This is a genomic window from Mesorhizobium sp. PUT5 (assembly GCF_052216645.1).
Lineage (GTDB): Bacteria > Pseudomonadota > Alphaproteobacteria > Rhizobiales > Rhizobiaceae > Mesorhizobium.
On the sequence record NZ_JBQOSO010000003.1, the window covers coordinates 1,602,960 to 1,616,286 of the forward strand.

General features: G+C 64.3%; 16 protein-coding genes. 5 read left to right on the plus strand and 11 right to left on the minus strand.

All coding sequences use genetic code 11. The features are described from left to right. Nucleotides 1–7: 7 nt before the first annotated feature. The 4 genes from ACTDI4_RS09175 to ACTDI4_RS09190 all read right to left on the minus strand — a co-directional run bounded on the left by ACTDI4_RS09175 (nucleotide 8) and on the right by ACTDI4_RS09190 (nucleotide 3,040). On the minus strand, nucleotides 8–1,051 hold the full coding sequence (locus ACTDI4_RS09175) for an endonuclease/exonuclease/phosphatase family protein (RefSeq protein WP_442840860.1): 1,044 nt from the start codon (nucleotides 1,049–1,051) through the stop codon (nucleotides 8–10). Between the two features lie 58 nt (nucleotides 1,052–1,109). Then, nucleotides 1,110–2,612: an AMP nucleosidase gene (locus ACTDI4_RS09180; RefSeq protein ID WP_442840861.1), complete on the minus strand. Its 1,503-nt coding sequence runs from the start codon at nucleotides 2,610–2,612 to the stop codon at nucleotides 1,110–1,112. 64 nt (nucleotides 2,613–2,676) lie between these two features. Beyond that, nucleotides 2,677–2,871 (minus strand): hypothetical protein, encoded by a 195-nt coding sequence (locus ACTDI4_RS09185; RefSeq protein WP_442840862.1) that lies wholly within the window; start codon nucleotides 2,869–2,871, stop codon nucleotides 2,677–2,679. A gap of 16 nt (nucleotides 2,872–2,887) precedes the next feature. After that, entirely contained in the window at nucleotides 2,888–3,040 is a 153-nt protein-coding gene (locus ACTDI4_RS09190) for a hypothetical protein (RefSeq protein WP_442840863.1), read from the minus strand. Between the two features lie 171 nt (nucleotides 3,041–3,211). Here ACTDI4_RS09190 and ACTDI4_RS09195 point away from each other — a divergent pair, with 171 nt between their 5' ends. Next, complete coding sequence (locus tag ACTDI4_RS09195; RefSeq protein ID WP_442840864.1) at nucleotides 3,212–3,916, plus strand: glutathione binding-like protein; 705 nt, start codon at nucleotides 3,212–3,214, stop codon at nucleotides 3,914–3,916. 112 nt (nucleotides 3,917–4,028) lie between these two features. Here ACTDI4_RS09195 and ACTDI4_RS09200 read toward each other — a convergent pair whose 3' ends face one another. Next, nucleotides 4,029–4,373, minus strand: coding sequence for a DUF2147 domain-containing protein (locus tag ACTDI4_RS09200; RefSeq protein ID WP_442840865.1), 345 nt, complete (start codon nucleotides 4,371–4,373; stop codon nucleotides 4,029–4,031). Between the two features lie 417 nt (nucleotides 4,374–4,790). On the opposite strand from ACTDI4_RS09200, the gene ACTDI4_RS09205 reads away from it, so the two are divergent. After that, nucleotides 4,791–5,057, plus strand: a complete 267-nt coding sequence (locus ACTDI4_RS09205) for an SEL1-like repeat protein (protein ID WP_442840866.1) — start codon at nucleotides 4,791–4,793, stop codon at nucleotides 5,055–5,057. A 320-nt stretch (nucleotides 5,058–5,377) separates the two neighbouring features. Continuing rightward, the gene (locus tag ACTDI4_RS09210) at nucleotides 5,378–6,502 is read left to right on the plus strand and encodes an ABC transporter substrate-binding protein (RefSeq protein ID WP_442840867.1); all 1,125 of its coding nucleotides are present in this window, start codon (nucleotides 5,378–5,380) and stop codon (nucleotides 6,500–6,502) included. Between the two features lie 59 nt (nucleotides 6,503–6,561). On the opposite strand, the gene ACTDI4_RS09215 is transcribed toward ACTDI4_RS09210, so the two are convergent. The 4 genes from ACTDI4_RS09215 to ACTDI4_RS09230 all read right to left on the minus strand — a co-directional run bounded on the left by ACTDI4_RS09215 (nucleotide 6,562) and on the right by ACTDI4_RS09230 (nucleotide 10,779). Beyond that, nucleotides 6,562–6,861: a HigA family addiction module antitoxin gene (locus ACTDI4_RS09215; protein WP_442840868.1), complete on the minus strand. Its 300-nt coding sequence runs from the start codon at nucleotides 6,859–6,861 to the stop codon at nucleotides 6,562–6,564. A 5-nt stretch (nucleotides 6,862–6,866) separates the two neighbouring features. Beyond that, nucleotides 6,867–7,148, minus strand: a complete 282-nt coding sequence (locus ACTDI4_RS09220; protein WP_442840869.1) for a type II toxin-antitoxin system RelE/ParE family toxin — start codon at nucleotides 7,146–7,148, stop codon at nucleotides 6,867–6,869. A gap of 62 nt (nucleotides 7,149–7,210) precedes the next feature. Further along, nucleotides 7,211–9,160, minus strand: a complete 1,950-nt coding sequence (locus tag ACTDI4_RS09225; protein WP_442840870.1) for an acetyl-CoA carboxylase biotin carboxylase subunit — start codon at nucleotides 9,158–9,160, stop codon at nucleotides 7,211–7,213. Nucleotides 9,161–9,171: 11 nt separating this feature from the next. Continuing rightward, nucleotides 9,172–10,779, minus strand: a complete 1,608-nt coding sequence (locus ACTDI4_RS09230) for a carboxyl transferase domain-containing protein (RefSeq protein ID WP_442840871.1) — start codon at nucleotides 10,777–10,779, stop codon at nucleotides 9,172–9,174. Nucleotides 10,780–10,921: 142 nt separating this feature from the next. On the opposite strand from ACTDI4_RS09230, the gene ACTDI4_RS09235 reads away from it, so the two are divergent. After that, on the plus strand, nucleotides 10,922–11,176 hold the full coding sequence (locus ACTDI4_RS09235; protein ID WP_442840872.1) for a type II toxin-antitoxin system HicA family toxin: 255 nt from the start codon (nucleotides 10,922–10,924) through the stop codon (nucleotides 11,174–11,176). Further along, nucleotides 11,173–11,541, plus strand: coding sequence for a type II toxin-antitoxin system HicB family antitoxin (locus ACTDI4_RS09240; RefSeq protein WP_442840873.1), 369 nt, complete (start codon nucleotides 11,173–11,175; stop codon nucleotides 11,539–11,541). The genes ACTDI4_RS09235 and ACTDI4_RS09240 overlap by 4 nt, the downstream gene beginning before the upstream one ends. On the opposite strand, the gene ACTDI4_RS09245 is transcribed toward ACTDI4_RS09240, so the two are convergent. Further along, nucleotides 11,538–12,701 (minus strand): isovaleryl-CoA dehydrogenase, encoded by a 1,164-nt coding sequence (locus tag ACTDI4_RS09245; RefSeq protein WP_442840874.1) that lies wholly within the window; start codon nucleotides 12,699–12,701, stop codon nucleotides 11,538–11,540. The two genes, ACTDI4_RS09240 and ACTDI4_RS09245, sit on opposite strands and share 4 nt — an antisense overlap. Further along, complete coding sequence (locus tag ACTDI4_RS09250; RefSeq protein ID WP_442840875.1) at nucleotides 12,670–13,311, minus strand: TetR/AcrR family transcriptional regulator; 642 nt, start codon at nucleotides 13,309–13,311, stop codon at nucleotides 12,670–12,672. Before ACTDI4_RS09250 ends, ACTDI4_RS09245 begins: the two co-directional genes overlap by 32 nt. Between the last annotated feature and the right edge of the window lie 16 nt (nucleotides 13,312–13,327).

The following is a 13,327-nucleotide window of genomic DNA, read 5'->3' on the forward strand; positions in this document are numbered from 1 at the left end:
TCCCTCCTTACAGGGAGGGTGGAAGCTCCGGCCACGCGGCGGCGATGGCGCTGGCACGCTCGCTGTCGGGCTCGCGCTCGCCAGGGCGGATGGAGAAATCCACCTGCACGGGCAGGTGGTCGGAGCCGGTGTTTTCCAGCCTCTGCGTCTGGTGGATGAGGATCGCGCCCTTGGAGAATACCTGGTCGATCGGCAGTCCGGCGAAGCGCAGGAATTCGGGCAGGCGGATGTGGAGCCAGCTGGGGCCGATCGACGGCACCACCTTCAGCCCGCCCAGTTCCGCCACCCGCTGCACGGCGGCGCTCCACGGGGCGGCATTGCAGTCGCCGGCCATGATGGCGGTTTCGGAAAGCGTTTCGAATTGTGCCGACATCGCCGTGATCTGGCGAGCCTGGCGGAAAGGCCACGGCCAGCCCAGATGCAGGGCGGCCACGTCGACAGGCGTGCCGGCGAAGTCCACCTTGGCGATGGCCAGCGCGCCGCGTCCGAAGCATTGCGGCTGCGTGCCTTCGACGAAGGGGCGCCGTGACAGGATGGCCACGCCGAAGAAGCCGTTGGGGTAGGGGCAGAATACGCTGTGGGGGTAGGCGGCGGCCAGCAGTCCGAGCTTGCCGCGCCACATCTCCGAGACTTCCTCCACCGTTACCACGTCGGGCTTGGTGCGCCCGATCAGCGACAGCACCTTTTCGGGGGTGGGGTTGTTGTAGAGCAGGTTCATCTGCAGAAGGCGGTATGTGGCCTGGTCGGGAGGCGTTGCCGCCAGCCCCGCCTCGACACGCCCCAGCCCCAGAAAGCTCAGGGCATTCGACGTCGTCGAGAAGGCGACGGCCGCGAACATCAGCACCGAGAGCGCCGGCAGGCGATGGCCGGTGGCCAGCATCGGCAGCGCCAGAAGCGCCGCAAGCACGGCCAGATGGACGCGGAAATGCGCCAGCGAATCGAACGCCGGGTGGAAGCTGCCGAAGAAGCCGGCCAACAGCGCCAGCGCCGTGGCGAGCATCGCCACGTTTGTCCATTCCACCGTCATCTTTCGCAAGCGCGCTCCGCTCATGCACGATCCTTATCGGAACAATTGCGGCGCCTTCAAGGTGGCCCTTTTGGGGAGACGGCTACTGGAAGGCCGTTTCGGAGAAGCTCCTGAGCTTGCGCGAATGCAGGCTCTCCATCGGCATTTCGGCCAGCTTCTCCATCGCCCTTATGCCGATGGTCAGGTGCTGCGCCACCTGGCGCTTGTAGAATTCCGTCGCCATGCCGGGCAGCTTCAGTTCACCGTGCAGCGGCTTGTCGGAGACGCACAGCAGCGTTCCGTAGGGCACGCGGAAGCGGAAGCCGTTGGCCGCGATGGTCGCCGATTCCATGTCGAGTGCGATGGCGCGCGATTGCGACAGGCGCTGCACCGGGCCGCGCTGGTCGCGCAATTCCCAGTTGCGGTTGTCGATCGTGGCGACCGTTCCGGTGCGCATGATGCGCTTGAGGTCGTAGCCCGACAGGCCGGTCACCTCGGCCACCGCCTCCTGCAGGGCCACCTGGATCTCGGCCAGCGGCGGCACCGGCACCCACACCGGCAGGTCGTCGTCCAGCACATGGTCCTCGCGCACATAGGCGTGCGCCAGCACATAGTCGCCCAGCGCCTGCGTGTTGCGAAGGCCTGCGCAGTGGCCCAGCATCACCCAGGCGTGCGGACGCAGCACCGCGACATGGTCGGTGATGGTCTTGGCATTGGAGGGGCCGACGCCGATGTTGACCATGGTGATGCCGCCGTGGTTCGGCTTCTTCAAGTGATAGGCGGGCATCTGCGGCAGGCGCGGCGAGATCGCGCCTCCGTCCGGATGGGTCATTCCCGAGCGGGTGACCAGGTTGCCCGGCTCCACGAATTCCTCGTAGCTGCCTTCGCCCCTGGCCATCATGTCGCGCGCCAGCGCGCAGAATTCGTCGATATAGAACTGGTAGTTGGTGAACAGCACGTAGTTCTGGAAATGCTGCGGACTGGTTGCGGTGTAGTGGGACAGCCGGTGCAGTGAATAGTCCACCCGCTGCGCGGTGAACGGCGCCAGCGGCTTCGGCTCGCCCAGCCCCAGTTGCAGCGTGCCGTTGGCTATGTGGTCGTCGGTGCCGTCGAGGTCGGGCACGTCGAACAGGTCTCGAATCGGTCGCTTGATGTGCTCGGCCGCGGAGGCGTCGACATGGGTGCCTTCGATAAGGGCGAAATGCAGCGGGATGGGCGTGTCGGATTCCGACACTGTCAGCGGGACGCCATGGTTGCGCATGAGCAGCCGGAACTGCTCGACGAGATAGTCCTCGAAAAGGTCGGGCCGGGTGATCGTGGTGCTGTAGTTTCCGGGCGTGGCCAGGTGCCCGTATGCCTGCCGCGAGTCGACCTGGGTGAACGAGGTCGTCGTGATGCTGACGGCCGGATAGAAGGCCCGGTAACGGGTGCTCTTGTCGCCGCTGGTGGCCAGCGCCGAGAAGCAGTGGCGCAGAAAGGCGGTGTTACGCTCGTAAAGCGCGCGCAACGCGGCCACCGCTTCGCGCGCATCGGTGAAATTGCGCGCCTCGTAGGGCTCGGGCGTGACGATCGTCTCGATGGCTTCCGGGTAGATTCGTTTTTCCATGGCCCATTATAGTAGAGGAAAGGCCGCAGGGGAGGGCCATCTTCGCTTCCGCGATTATGCCTTCTCAGCCGCGCCGCAGGCTGACCAGCAGCACCAGCCCCATGCCGGTCTTCTTCGGCGCCGGCGCCTCGATGATGGCGCCGGGGTCGGCGCGCAGGCTGGGCACCGCCAGCACCGGCGCGGCCAGCAACACCAGGATGATGCCGGCGCGTGTCAGCAGGTGCAGGAATTTGCGGATCTTTGCGGCGGAACGGGGCATCGTGGCGGCCTTCCTGTCAGAGCCGCGGCGAGGTCTGGCAGGCGAAGCCGCAGCGGGAATGGTCTTCCCAGTGGCGTTCGGACCTGCCGGCCTCGGCCACCAGCATGGCGAAGCCCATGCCGAACAGGGTCACCAGAAGGCAGACGATGGTGAAGCGGCGTGCGAGCATGTTTTTTTCCCCTCGAGACAGGAGCAGAATGCCTCCATGCGCCTGAACCGGCTCTGAGAAGGCCGTTCATCCGAGGTTCAAATTTATTGACGGGATTTTGAGCCCGCCGGCGCTTGCGATCTGTCCGCCGATGTTTATCTGCGTTGGGGTAATTCAACACGGAGACTTGGCATGACCTCGCAGACCGCCCCGATGGAACTTCACTACTGGCCGACGCCGAACGGCCACAAGATCACGATCTTCCTGGAAGAGGCGGGCATTCCCTATGAGGTCAGATATGTGAACATCGGCCGTGGCGAGCAGTTCGAGCCGTCTTTCCTGAAGATCTCGCCCAACAACCGCATGCCGGCTATCGTCGATCCGGAAGGACCCGGCGGACAGCCGATCTCGGTGTTCGAATCCGGGGCCATCCTGCAATATCTCGGCCGCAAGTTCGGCAAGTTCTATCCGGCCGACGAGCGCCGGCGTACCGAAGTGGACCAGTGGCTGTTCTGGCAGATGGGCGGCCTGGGGCCGATGGCCGGCCAGGCCAATCATTTCCGCCAGTATGCGCCGCAAAAGGTGCCTTACGCCATTGAGCGCTACACCAACGAGGTCAACCGGCTCTACGGCGTGATGAACCGGCGCCTCGCCGACCGCGCCTATCTGGCCGGCGACGACTACTCCATCGCCGACATGGCGTCCTTCCCGTGGATGCGCTCGCCGCAGAACCAGGGCCAGGACATGAACGATTTCCCGAACGTGAAGCGCTGGTTCGAGGCTATAGCCGAACGCCCCGCCGTCATCAGGGCTGTCGAGGTGGGGCAGGAGCACCGCCGCAACCTTGCGGAGGACAAGGAGGCGCAGAAGGTGCTGTTCGGGCAAAGGGCGCGGTAGGCGAACGGTGAATGGAAAAATGGTGAATGGCAGACTGTAGCTGGTTGAACGGCGGGGCATTCTGCCCGACCATTCACCATTCACCATTCACCATTCACCATTCACCATTCACCTACATCTTCATCCACGTCTGGCTCTTGCAGATCAGGCCGCCCAGCACGCAGCCGCTGAGCTTCAGCGAGGCGCCCGCCAGCGATGCCTTGCCGGAATAGGTCTTTTCGCTGTCCGGATCGGTTATGGTGCCGGTGTATTTGGCATCGCCGGAAGGCTTGAAAGAGCCGATGCGCTTGCCGGCGTGCTTGCCCGTCTTGAGCGTGATGGAAAAGCCGTCGCCGCCGCCGGCGATCACGGCCGTGGCGCCGGATGCGGTCTTCCAATCGCCTTCGATGGGGTCGGCCAGGGCCATGCCCGTCATCATGAGCCCGGCCGCGAGCGCTGCGCTGATCTTGCCAAACATCCGTGTCCTCCCTGGAAGGCCGTCGTCCGGCCCTGCGCCGCGACAGGCTAGTTCAGTTGCCGGGCGAGCGGAAGCGGTGCCGCTGGGGAAGGATGGCGCGATTTTCCGCGCCGGCAGCAAAGGTTTCGCCGGTGCCCGGCAGATCTCTTTCTGATCGGAAGCGTTTTTGTGGTTAGCGAAGCGTTGTCCGCACCGGGTCGGATTTTCGTCGAATTTTCGCGAATTCCGCACCGCGGCGGGCTTTCTATCCTTAACGGTTCGTCACGTTTACCTCTTGTTTTAGCTTTGTTTTCTTCAAATTAAGCACGCCATTTAACGACGGATTCAAGGCTCTCCGGCATTCTTGGAAGCATCGAAGGAGCGGTCCGGCGGGACGCAAATGAAGGCCGCTCTCGGGAGCAAGACAGGGGACGAAAAATGGCACGTTTCGAAATGCTTGAAGCCGGGTTCGGTACGATGGGCGCCACCGCGCAGGCCGATATCCTGTTCGAACTCGGCATGATGTACGCCACCGGCCGCGATTGCGAGATCGACGTGGTCGCCGCTCACAAATGGCTCAACATCGCCGCCATCAAGGGCTCGCTGCGTGCCGCCGAACTGCGCTCGGAACTGTCGGCCACCATGTCCAAGGGCGAGATCGCCCAGGCTCTGCGCGATGCCCGCGAATGGATGACGCTGCACTGAGAAACGCCTGATGGGGAGGCCGCTCCAACGGCCGCCCAAAAGGTTGGAAGTAGAGCGACGCGGCGGCAATGCACCTCCGCGCGCGAGCAGGGAAGCAGGCGGAAAGAGGCGTTTCGGCGCCGTTGAAGCCACCGCCAAAGCCGCGACCGGCCGAGACAAGGCCGGCGCGGCTTTCGCCTTTCCAGCACGCCGCAAGCAATGCCCCCCATGCATGCTCACGAATGCTAATGCGTCTGGACAGATTCCCGGAAGAATGGAATTGTCCACTTCCTCCAGAGCGCTGCCAGGGGGCAGTGCCAAGAATAGAGGACGGGAACACTATGAGAAAAACGGGAATTCTGCAGGCAGCCATGTTCGGCCTGTTGCTGAGCTCGTCGGGCGCGCTGGCCGACGACATCACCTTCGCCGTGGCCGGCCCCATGACCGGGCAGCTCGCCAATATCGGCGACCAGTTCAAACAGGGCGCCCAAGCTGCGGCCGACGCCATCAACGCTTCGGGCGGTGTCGCCGGGCGCACGATCAAGCTGTCGATGGAGGACGACCAGTGCGATCCGAAGCAGGCCGTTTCGATCGCCAACCGCATCGTCGCCAACGGCGTCAAGTTCGTGGACGGCCACGCTTGCTCCGGTTCCAGCATCCCCGCCTCCGCTGTCTATGCCGAGGGCGGCGTGATGATGATGAGCCCTGCCTCCTCCAACCCGGCGATGACCGACGACGCCGCCGCCAAGGGCTGGAGCACGATCATGCGCCTCTATACGCGCGACGATGCCCAGGGCGCCTTCATCGGGCCGTGGATCGCCAAGAAATATGCCGGCAAGAACGTCGCCATCCTGCACGACAAGAGCGCCTACGGCCAGGGCGTCGCCGATGCCGTCCGCGACACGATGGAAAAGTCGGGCCTGAAGGAGATTTTCTATGACGGCATCAATGCCGGCGAGAAGGACTATTCCGCGCTCGTCACCAAGCTGAAGGAAATGAAGGCCGACGTCGTCTATTTCGGCGGCTACCATCCCGAAGCCGGCCTGATGCTGCGCCAGGCGGCCGAGCAGGGCTACAAGTTCCAGCTCATCATGCCCGACTCCATCGCCTCGCCGGAGTTCTGGCAGGTCGCCGGCCCGGCCGGCGAAGGCACCATGTTCGTGTTCCCGTCCGACCCGCAGGCGCGGCCCGAAGCCAAGGAAGCGATCGAGAAGATCAAGGCCGGCGGTTTCACGCCGGAAGGCTTCACGCTGTTCTCCTACGCCGTGATCCAGGCGTTCGCGCAAGGTATCGAGCGCGCCGGTTCCGACGATCCGGTCAAGGTGGCCGAGGCGCTGAAGAACGGCGAGCCGATCCACACCGTGGTCGGCGACGTGACCTTCGACGAGAAGGGCGATCTCAAGAACGCCAGCTACGACATCAACCAGTGGCACGACGGCAAATACGCGCCGATCCCGCTGGACTGAGCCGATCACTGGAAGAACAGGAAACGGCCGGGCTCGCCCCGGCCGTTTTTCGTTGCAGGCTATGCGGCGCTGAGCGGCCGTATCCGTTTCTCCGTTTCAGGCCATGCGCCGGAGCGCAGCTTCCTGAGTTCGTAATCCGATTGGAGATTGAGCCACATTTCCGGGCTCGTTTCGAAATACTTTCCCAGCCGCAAGGCAGTATCGGCGGTGATGCTGCGCTCACCCTTGACGATGCCGGCGACGCGGCTCACGGGCACGTCGATATCTCGGGAAAGCTGGTTCTGACTCACCCCCAGCGGCTTTAGAAATTCTTCCAGGAGAATTTCGCCGGGAGGAATGGGGTCAAGTTTGCGTTCCATGACTGTCACCTATGGTAGTCGACGATCTCGACATCTTCGGCGCCATTGTCGTGCCAGACAAAGCAAATACGCCACTGATCGTTGACGCGAATGCTCCACTGACCCTTTCGGCTGCCCTTCAGGGCTTCCAGGCGGTTCCCGGGAGGGGCCTTCAGATCATCCAGCCGCAGCGCAGCATGAAGAAGCAATAATTTTCTGCGAGCCGCACTGTCGATGCCCGAAAAACGGCTGACCCAAATGTCGTTGAACAGCTTCTCCGTGTCTCGGTCGGCGAAGGATCGGATCATGCCGAATCGTATTCTGTTAGAGGCATTCCGTCAACCGGAATGGGGCCGGCGAAAAAACCGGCTCAGGCTTCCTTTTCTTCCACGAACCGCACCAGCACCGTGCCGTCGCTCACCTGCGCGCCCTCGGCGGCGATCTCGTCGATCACGCCGTCACGCGAGGCGGTGATGGCGTGTTCCATCTTCATCGCCTCCAGGATCAGCAGCGGCTGGCCCTTGGCGACCGTTTCGCCCCTGGCGGCCCGCACCAGCTTCACCAGCCCGGGCATCGGCGCGCGAAGCGCATCGGCGCCGGCACCTGCCTCATCCGCGCTCGCCAGCGGGTCGGGAACGGCGAAATTGTAGGCGGCGGCGCCGTCGAACACGGTGATGTGCCCCGGCCAGCAGGCAAGGCGCGCCGCGGCAGGATGAACCGGCAGGGTTCCGCCCGCTGCCGTTTCCAGCGCAATGCGCGCTCCTCCGTTCTGGACCGAAATCTGCGCGACGATCTCCTGCTCGCCGAGGCGCAGATGGGTGCGTTGCGGCGTGGCGTGGAAATGCGCATAGCCGGCAAGCCCGGACCAGGGGTCGGCTGAAATGGGCCGCTCCGCGATGCCCGTAGCCGCGAGCGCCGCCGCCGCGACGATCCCGTCCGATGGCGGCGGGAGGGCGGTCAGCGCCGCCTGTTTGCGGCCGATCAGGCCGGTATCGACGTCGCCGGCCGCAAAATCGGCATCGGCGGCAAGCGCGGCGAGAAAGGCGGTGTTGACGGTCGAACCGGCGACTTCCGTGCCGGCCAACGCGCGGCCCAGTGCCGTCAGGGCGGCCGGCCGGTCGGGCCCGTGAGTCACCAGCTTGGCGATCATCGGGTCGTAGAAGGGCGATATGGCATCGCCCTCGCGCACGCCGGTCTCGACGCGCAGCGCATCGTTCGCCCGGGGAAATTCGAGATGGTGCAAGGTGCCTATGGAGGGAAGGAAGCCGCGCGCGGCATCCTCGGCGTAGAGCCGCGCCTCGAAGGCATGGCCGTCGAGCGTGATCTCGTCCTGCGTCAGGGGAAGCCGCTCGCCGGCCGCCACGCGCAATTGCCACTCCACCAGGTCGATGCCGGTCACCATCTCCGTCACCGGATGTTCGACCTGCAGGCGCGTGTTCATCTCCATGAACCAGAAGCGGTCCGGCCTCAGGCCGTCCGAGGCGTCGACGATGAATTCGATCGTGCCGGCGCCGGAATAGGCGATCGCCTGGGCCGCCGTCACCGCCGCTTGCGTCATCGCCGCGCGCATCTCCGGCGTCATGCCGGGGGCCGGCGCCTCTTCTATCACCTTCTGGTGGCGGCGCTGGGCCGAGCAGTCGCGCTCGAACAGATGCACGACATTGCCGAAATTGTCGCCGAACACCTGCACCTCGATATGGCGCGGCTTGTCGACATATTTTTCGACCAGCACGCGCTCGTCGCCGAACGCGGCCTTGGCCTCGCGCCGCGCACCCGAAAGCGCCTCGGCAAACTCTTCCGGATCGTCCACGCGCCGCATGCCCTTGCCGCCGCCGCCCGCACGCGCCTTGATGAGCACCGGATAGCCGATCTCGCGCGCCTTGGAGGCCAGAAGCACGATTTCCTGCGCCTCCCCATGGTAGCCGGGCACCACCGGCACGCCGGCCTTCTCCATCAGCCGCTTGGCGGCGTCCTTGAGGCCCATGGCGCGGATCGATGCCGAGGACGGGCCGATGAAGGTGAGGTTCGCCGCCACTACGGCATCGACGAAATCCGGGTTCTCGGACAGGAAGCCGTAGCCGGGATGGATCGCCTCCGCGCCGGTGATCTTGGCGGCCGCGATGATGCGCTCGGCGTCGAGATAGCTTTCGGCGGCCTGCGGCGGGCCGATGCGGATCGCCTCGTCGGCCATCTCTACATGCAGCGCGCGGGCATCGGCGTCGGAATAGACGGCGACGGTGCGCACGCCCAGGCGCCGTGCGGTGCGGATGATGCGGCAGGCGATCTCGCCGCGATTGGCTATGAGGATCTTCTGGAACATGACGGCCGTCCTCACATCCTGAACACGCCGAACTTCGTGTCCGGCACCGGCGCGTTGAGCGCGGCGGAAAGCGACAGCGCCAGCACCTCGCGCGATCTGGCGGGATCGATGATGCCGTCGTCCCACAACCGCGCCGAGGAATAGAGAGGATGGCCTTCGCGCTCGTATTTCTCCAGCGTCGGGCGCTTGAACTCTTCTTCCTCGGCCGTTGTCCAGGTGCCGCCGTTGCGCTCGATGTTCTGGCGCTTGACCTGCGCCAGCACCATGGCCGCCTGCTCGCCGCCCATCACCGAAATGCGCGCATTCGGCCACATCCACAGGAAACGGGGCGAATAGGCGCGCCCGCACATGCCGTAATTGCCGGCGCCGAACGAGCCGCCGATGATCATCGTCACCTTCGGTACCTGCGCGGTGGCCACCGCCGTCACCAGCTTGGCGCCGTCCTTGGCGATGCCGCCGGCCTCGTATTTCTTGCCGACCATGAAGCCGGTGATGTTCTGCAGAAACACCAGCGGGATTTTGCGCTGGCAGCACAATTCGATGAAATGCGTGCCCTTCAGCGCGCTTTCGCTGAAAAGAACGCCATTGTTGGCCAGGATGCCCACCGGCATGCCGTGAATATGCGCAAAGCCCGTCACCAGCGTGGTGCCGTAATTGGTCTTGAACTCGTCCAGTTCCGATCCGTCGACGATGCGGGCGATCACCTCGCGCACGTCGTAGGGCTGGCGCAGGTCGGTCGGCACGATGCCGTAGAGTTCGTGGGGGTCGTGAAGCGGCGGCACGGGGTTGCGGAGATCGAGGGCGATCTCCTTTTTCCGGTTCAGGTTCTTCACGATGCGCCGGGTGATGGCCAGCGCATGCGCGTCGTCCAGCGCGTAATGGTCGGCCACGCCGGATTCGCGTGTGTGCAGGTCGGCGCCGCCCAGTTCCTCGGCCGTCACGTCCTCGCCGGTCGCCGCCTTCACCAGCGGCGGCCCGCCGAGGAAGATGGTGGCCTGCTTGCCCACCATGATGGATTCATCGGCCATGGCCGGCACATAGGCGCCGCCCGCCGTGCAGGAGCCCATGACGCAGGCGATCTGCGGAATGCCCGCCGCCGACATGGTGGCCTGGTTGTAGAAGATGCGGCCGAAATGGTCGCGGTCGGGAAACACCTCGTCCTGGTTGGGCAGGTTGGCGCCGCCGGAATCGACCAGATAGATGCATGGCAGGTTGTTCTGCGCCGCGATTTCCTGCGCGCGCAGGTGCTTCTTCACGGTGACCGGATAATAGGTGCCGCCCTTTACCGTGGCGTCGTTGACCACCACCATCACCTCGCGGCCCTCGACGCGCCCGATGCCGGCGATCATGCCGGCGGCGGCGATGTGGTCGTCATACATGCCATAGGCAGCGAACTGGCCGATTTCCAGGAAGGGCGAGCCGGTATCCAGCAACTGCGCCAGCCGCTCGCGCGGCAGGAGCTTGCCGCGTGCCACATGCCGCTCGCGCGCGGCGTCCGAACCGCCGCGCTGGACCACGGCCGCCTTGTGGGAGATATCCTCCACCAGCGCCCGCATCCGCTCGGCATTGGCGCGGAAGGTTTCGGACGAGGGGGAGATCTGGGATTGGATCGTGGTCATTGACAGGCTCAAGGTTGATATTATATTTTGATATCAATCTGGGTCGGGGGGATCAGCCCTCTGGCCATCGGTTGCGAACTGGACTGCGCGCCAAATCTTGCTTCAGATTGCAAGTATCGGGATGCAAGGGGAAGCGTGGTCGATGAATAGAAAGCATCAGAAAACTCTTGCCGAAATTTTCGCTGATCCGGTCAGCGGCTCGATCAAGTGGCGCGATGTAGAGGCTTTGCTTCTGGCTTGTGGTGCGAAGATGTCTGAAGGTAGCGGGTCGCGCGTGAGGTTCACTATTTCCGGCCAGACTTTATTTCTCCACCGCCCGCATCCTTCGCCAGACACGAGGCGTTGGGCGATCCGAGATATTCGAGAGTTTCTGGTCGATGTTGGGATAACGCCGTGAGACTTTACAAGGGATATTCGGGATCGATCGAATTCGATGACGAGGACATGGTTTTTCATGGCCGCGTGCTTGGCATTCGCGATATCGTGACATTTGAAGCCGAGAACGCGGATGAATTGGTGAAGGCTTTTCATGACAGCGTCGACGATTACCTTGCCTTCTGCAAGGAGCAGGGCGTGGAACCGCGAAAGCCCTATTCCGGCAAGCTGGCGTTGCGCACGACGCCGGAGATACACGCGCTGCTCAGCAAGGCGGCGGCCAATGACGGCAAATCCATCAACCAATGGATTTCCGACACGCTTGCCGAGGTTGCCCGCAAGCGCGTGGACGAGGGCTCGACGAAGGTGCGTACGCGAACCCACTAGCCTTCCTCCGCCATCATCTCGCGGCCGATCAGCCAGCGGCGGATCTCGCTGGTGCCGGCGCCGATTTCGTAGAGCTTGGCGTCGCGCAGCAGGCGCCCGGTCGGGTAGTCGTTGATATAGCCGTTGCCGCCGAGCAACTGGATGGCGTCGAGCGCCGTCTGCGTCGCCCTTTCGGCCGCAAAGAGGATGCAGCCGGCCGCGTCCTTGCGCGTCGTCTCGCCACGATCGCAGGCGGCCGCCACCGCATAGACATAGGCCCGCGCGGCGTTCATCGTGGTGTACATGTCGGCGAGCTTGCCCTGCACGAGCTGGAAGTCGCCGATCGGCCTGCCGAACTGCCTGCGTTCATGCACATAGGGCATCGCGACATCGAGGCAGGCCGCCATGATGCCGAGCGGACCGCCGGCCAGCACCGTGCGCTCGTAGTCCAGCCCCGACATCAGCACCGCGACGCCGTGCCCTTCCTCGTGCAGCACATTCTCGAACGGCACCTCGACGTCCTCGAACACCAGTTCGCCGGTGTTGGAGCCGCGCATGCCGAGCTTGTCCAGCTTCTGCGCCACGGAAAAACCCTTGAAGGATCTTTCCACGATGAAGGCGGTGATGCCGCGCGAGCCCGCGTCCGGATCGGTCTTGGCGTAGACCACCATCGTCTCGGCGTCGGGTCCGTTGGTGATCCACATCTTGGTGCCGGAAAGCACGTAGCGGTCGTTCTTCTTCTCGGCGCGCAGGCGCAGCGAAACCACGTCCGAGCCGGAACCCGGTTCCGACATGGCGAGCGCTCCGACATGCTCGCCCGAGCACAATGCGGGAAGATATTTGTCCTTCTGCTCCCTCGTGCCCCAGCGGTTGATCTGATTCACGCACAGGTTGGAATGTGCGCCGTAGGAAAGGCCCACCGAAGCGGACGCCCGGCTGATCTCCTCCATGGCCACGACATGGGCGAGATAACCCATGCCCGATCCGCCGTAGTCGGGGTCGGCGGTGATGCCCAGCAGGCCCAGCGCACCCAGCTCGGCCCACAGATGCGGCGGGAACTCGTTGGTGCGATCGATTTCCGCGGCCAGCGGCGCGATCCGCTCCTGCGCGAAACGGCGCACCGTGTCGCGCAAGGACTCCATGTCCGAATCAAGCCCGAAGTTCAGCGTGTGCGTGTACATGCTGGCTCTCCACCTGCATTGTCGCGCCGACGAGGCGCATTGTCATGCCAAGATATGTAGCGGTGACGCCGGCCACCGACAGGCGTTCGTCCGGGCGGAACCAGACGATGACGCCGGTGATCATCTGGATCAGCGCCATGGCGGTCAGCCCGATATCGTCGATGACGAAAGCACCGCTTTCAGCGCCCTCGCGAAGGATCGCGCGCAGTTCCTTTTCATAGGCGCCGCGCAATTTCAGGATGGCGGTCAGCTTCTCCGGCGAGAGGCTGCGCAGCTCCATGTTGGAGACATGGGTGGAATGCCTGCGCGCGATATGGAAGGCGATGTGGTTCTTCACGAAGGCGGTCAGTCGGGCAACCGGCGCGCCGGAAGCGGGCCTCGCAGCCTGCCATGCGCCCAGCAACCCTTTCATGTGCTCGTTCATGAGCGAGAACAGCAGGTCTTCCTTGGTCGGGAAATAGCGATAGAGCGCGGCCGCCTGCACGCCGACCTCCGTTCCGAGCCGGCGCATGGAAACGGCCTCGTAGCCGTAGCGCGCGATCAACGCGGCGGCCGCCTCGCGGATCGCGGCTTCGGTCTTTTCGCCGTCGGAACCTGCCTTGCGCGCCATCTGTCTCCTCGCTTGC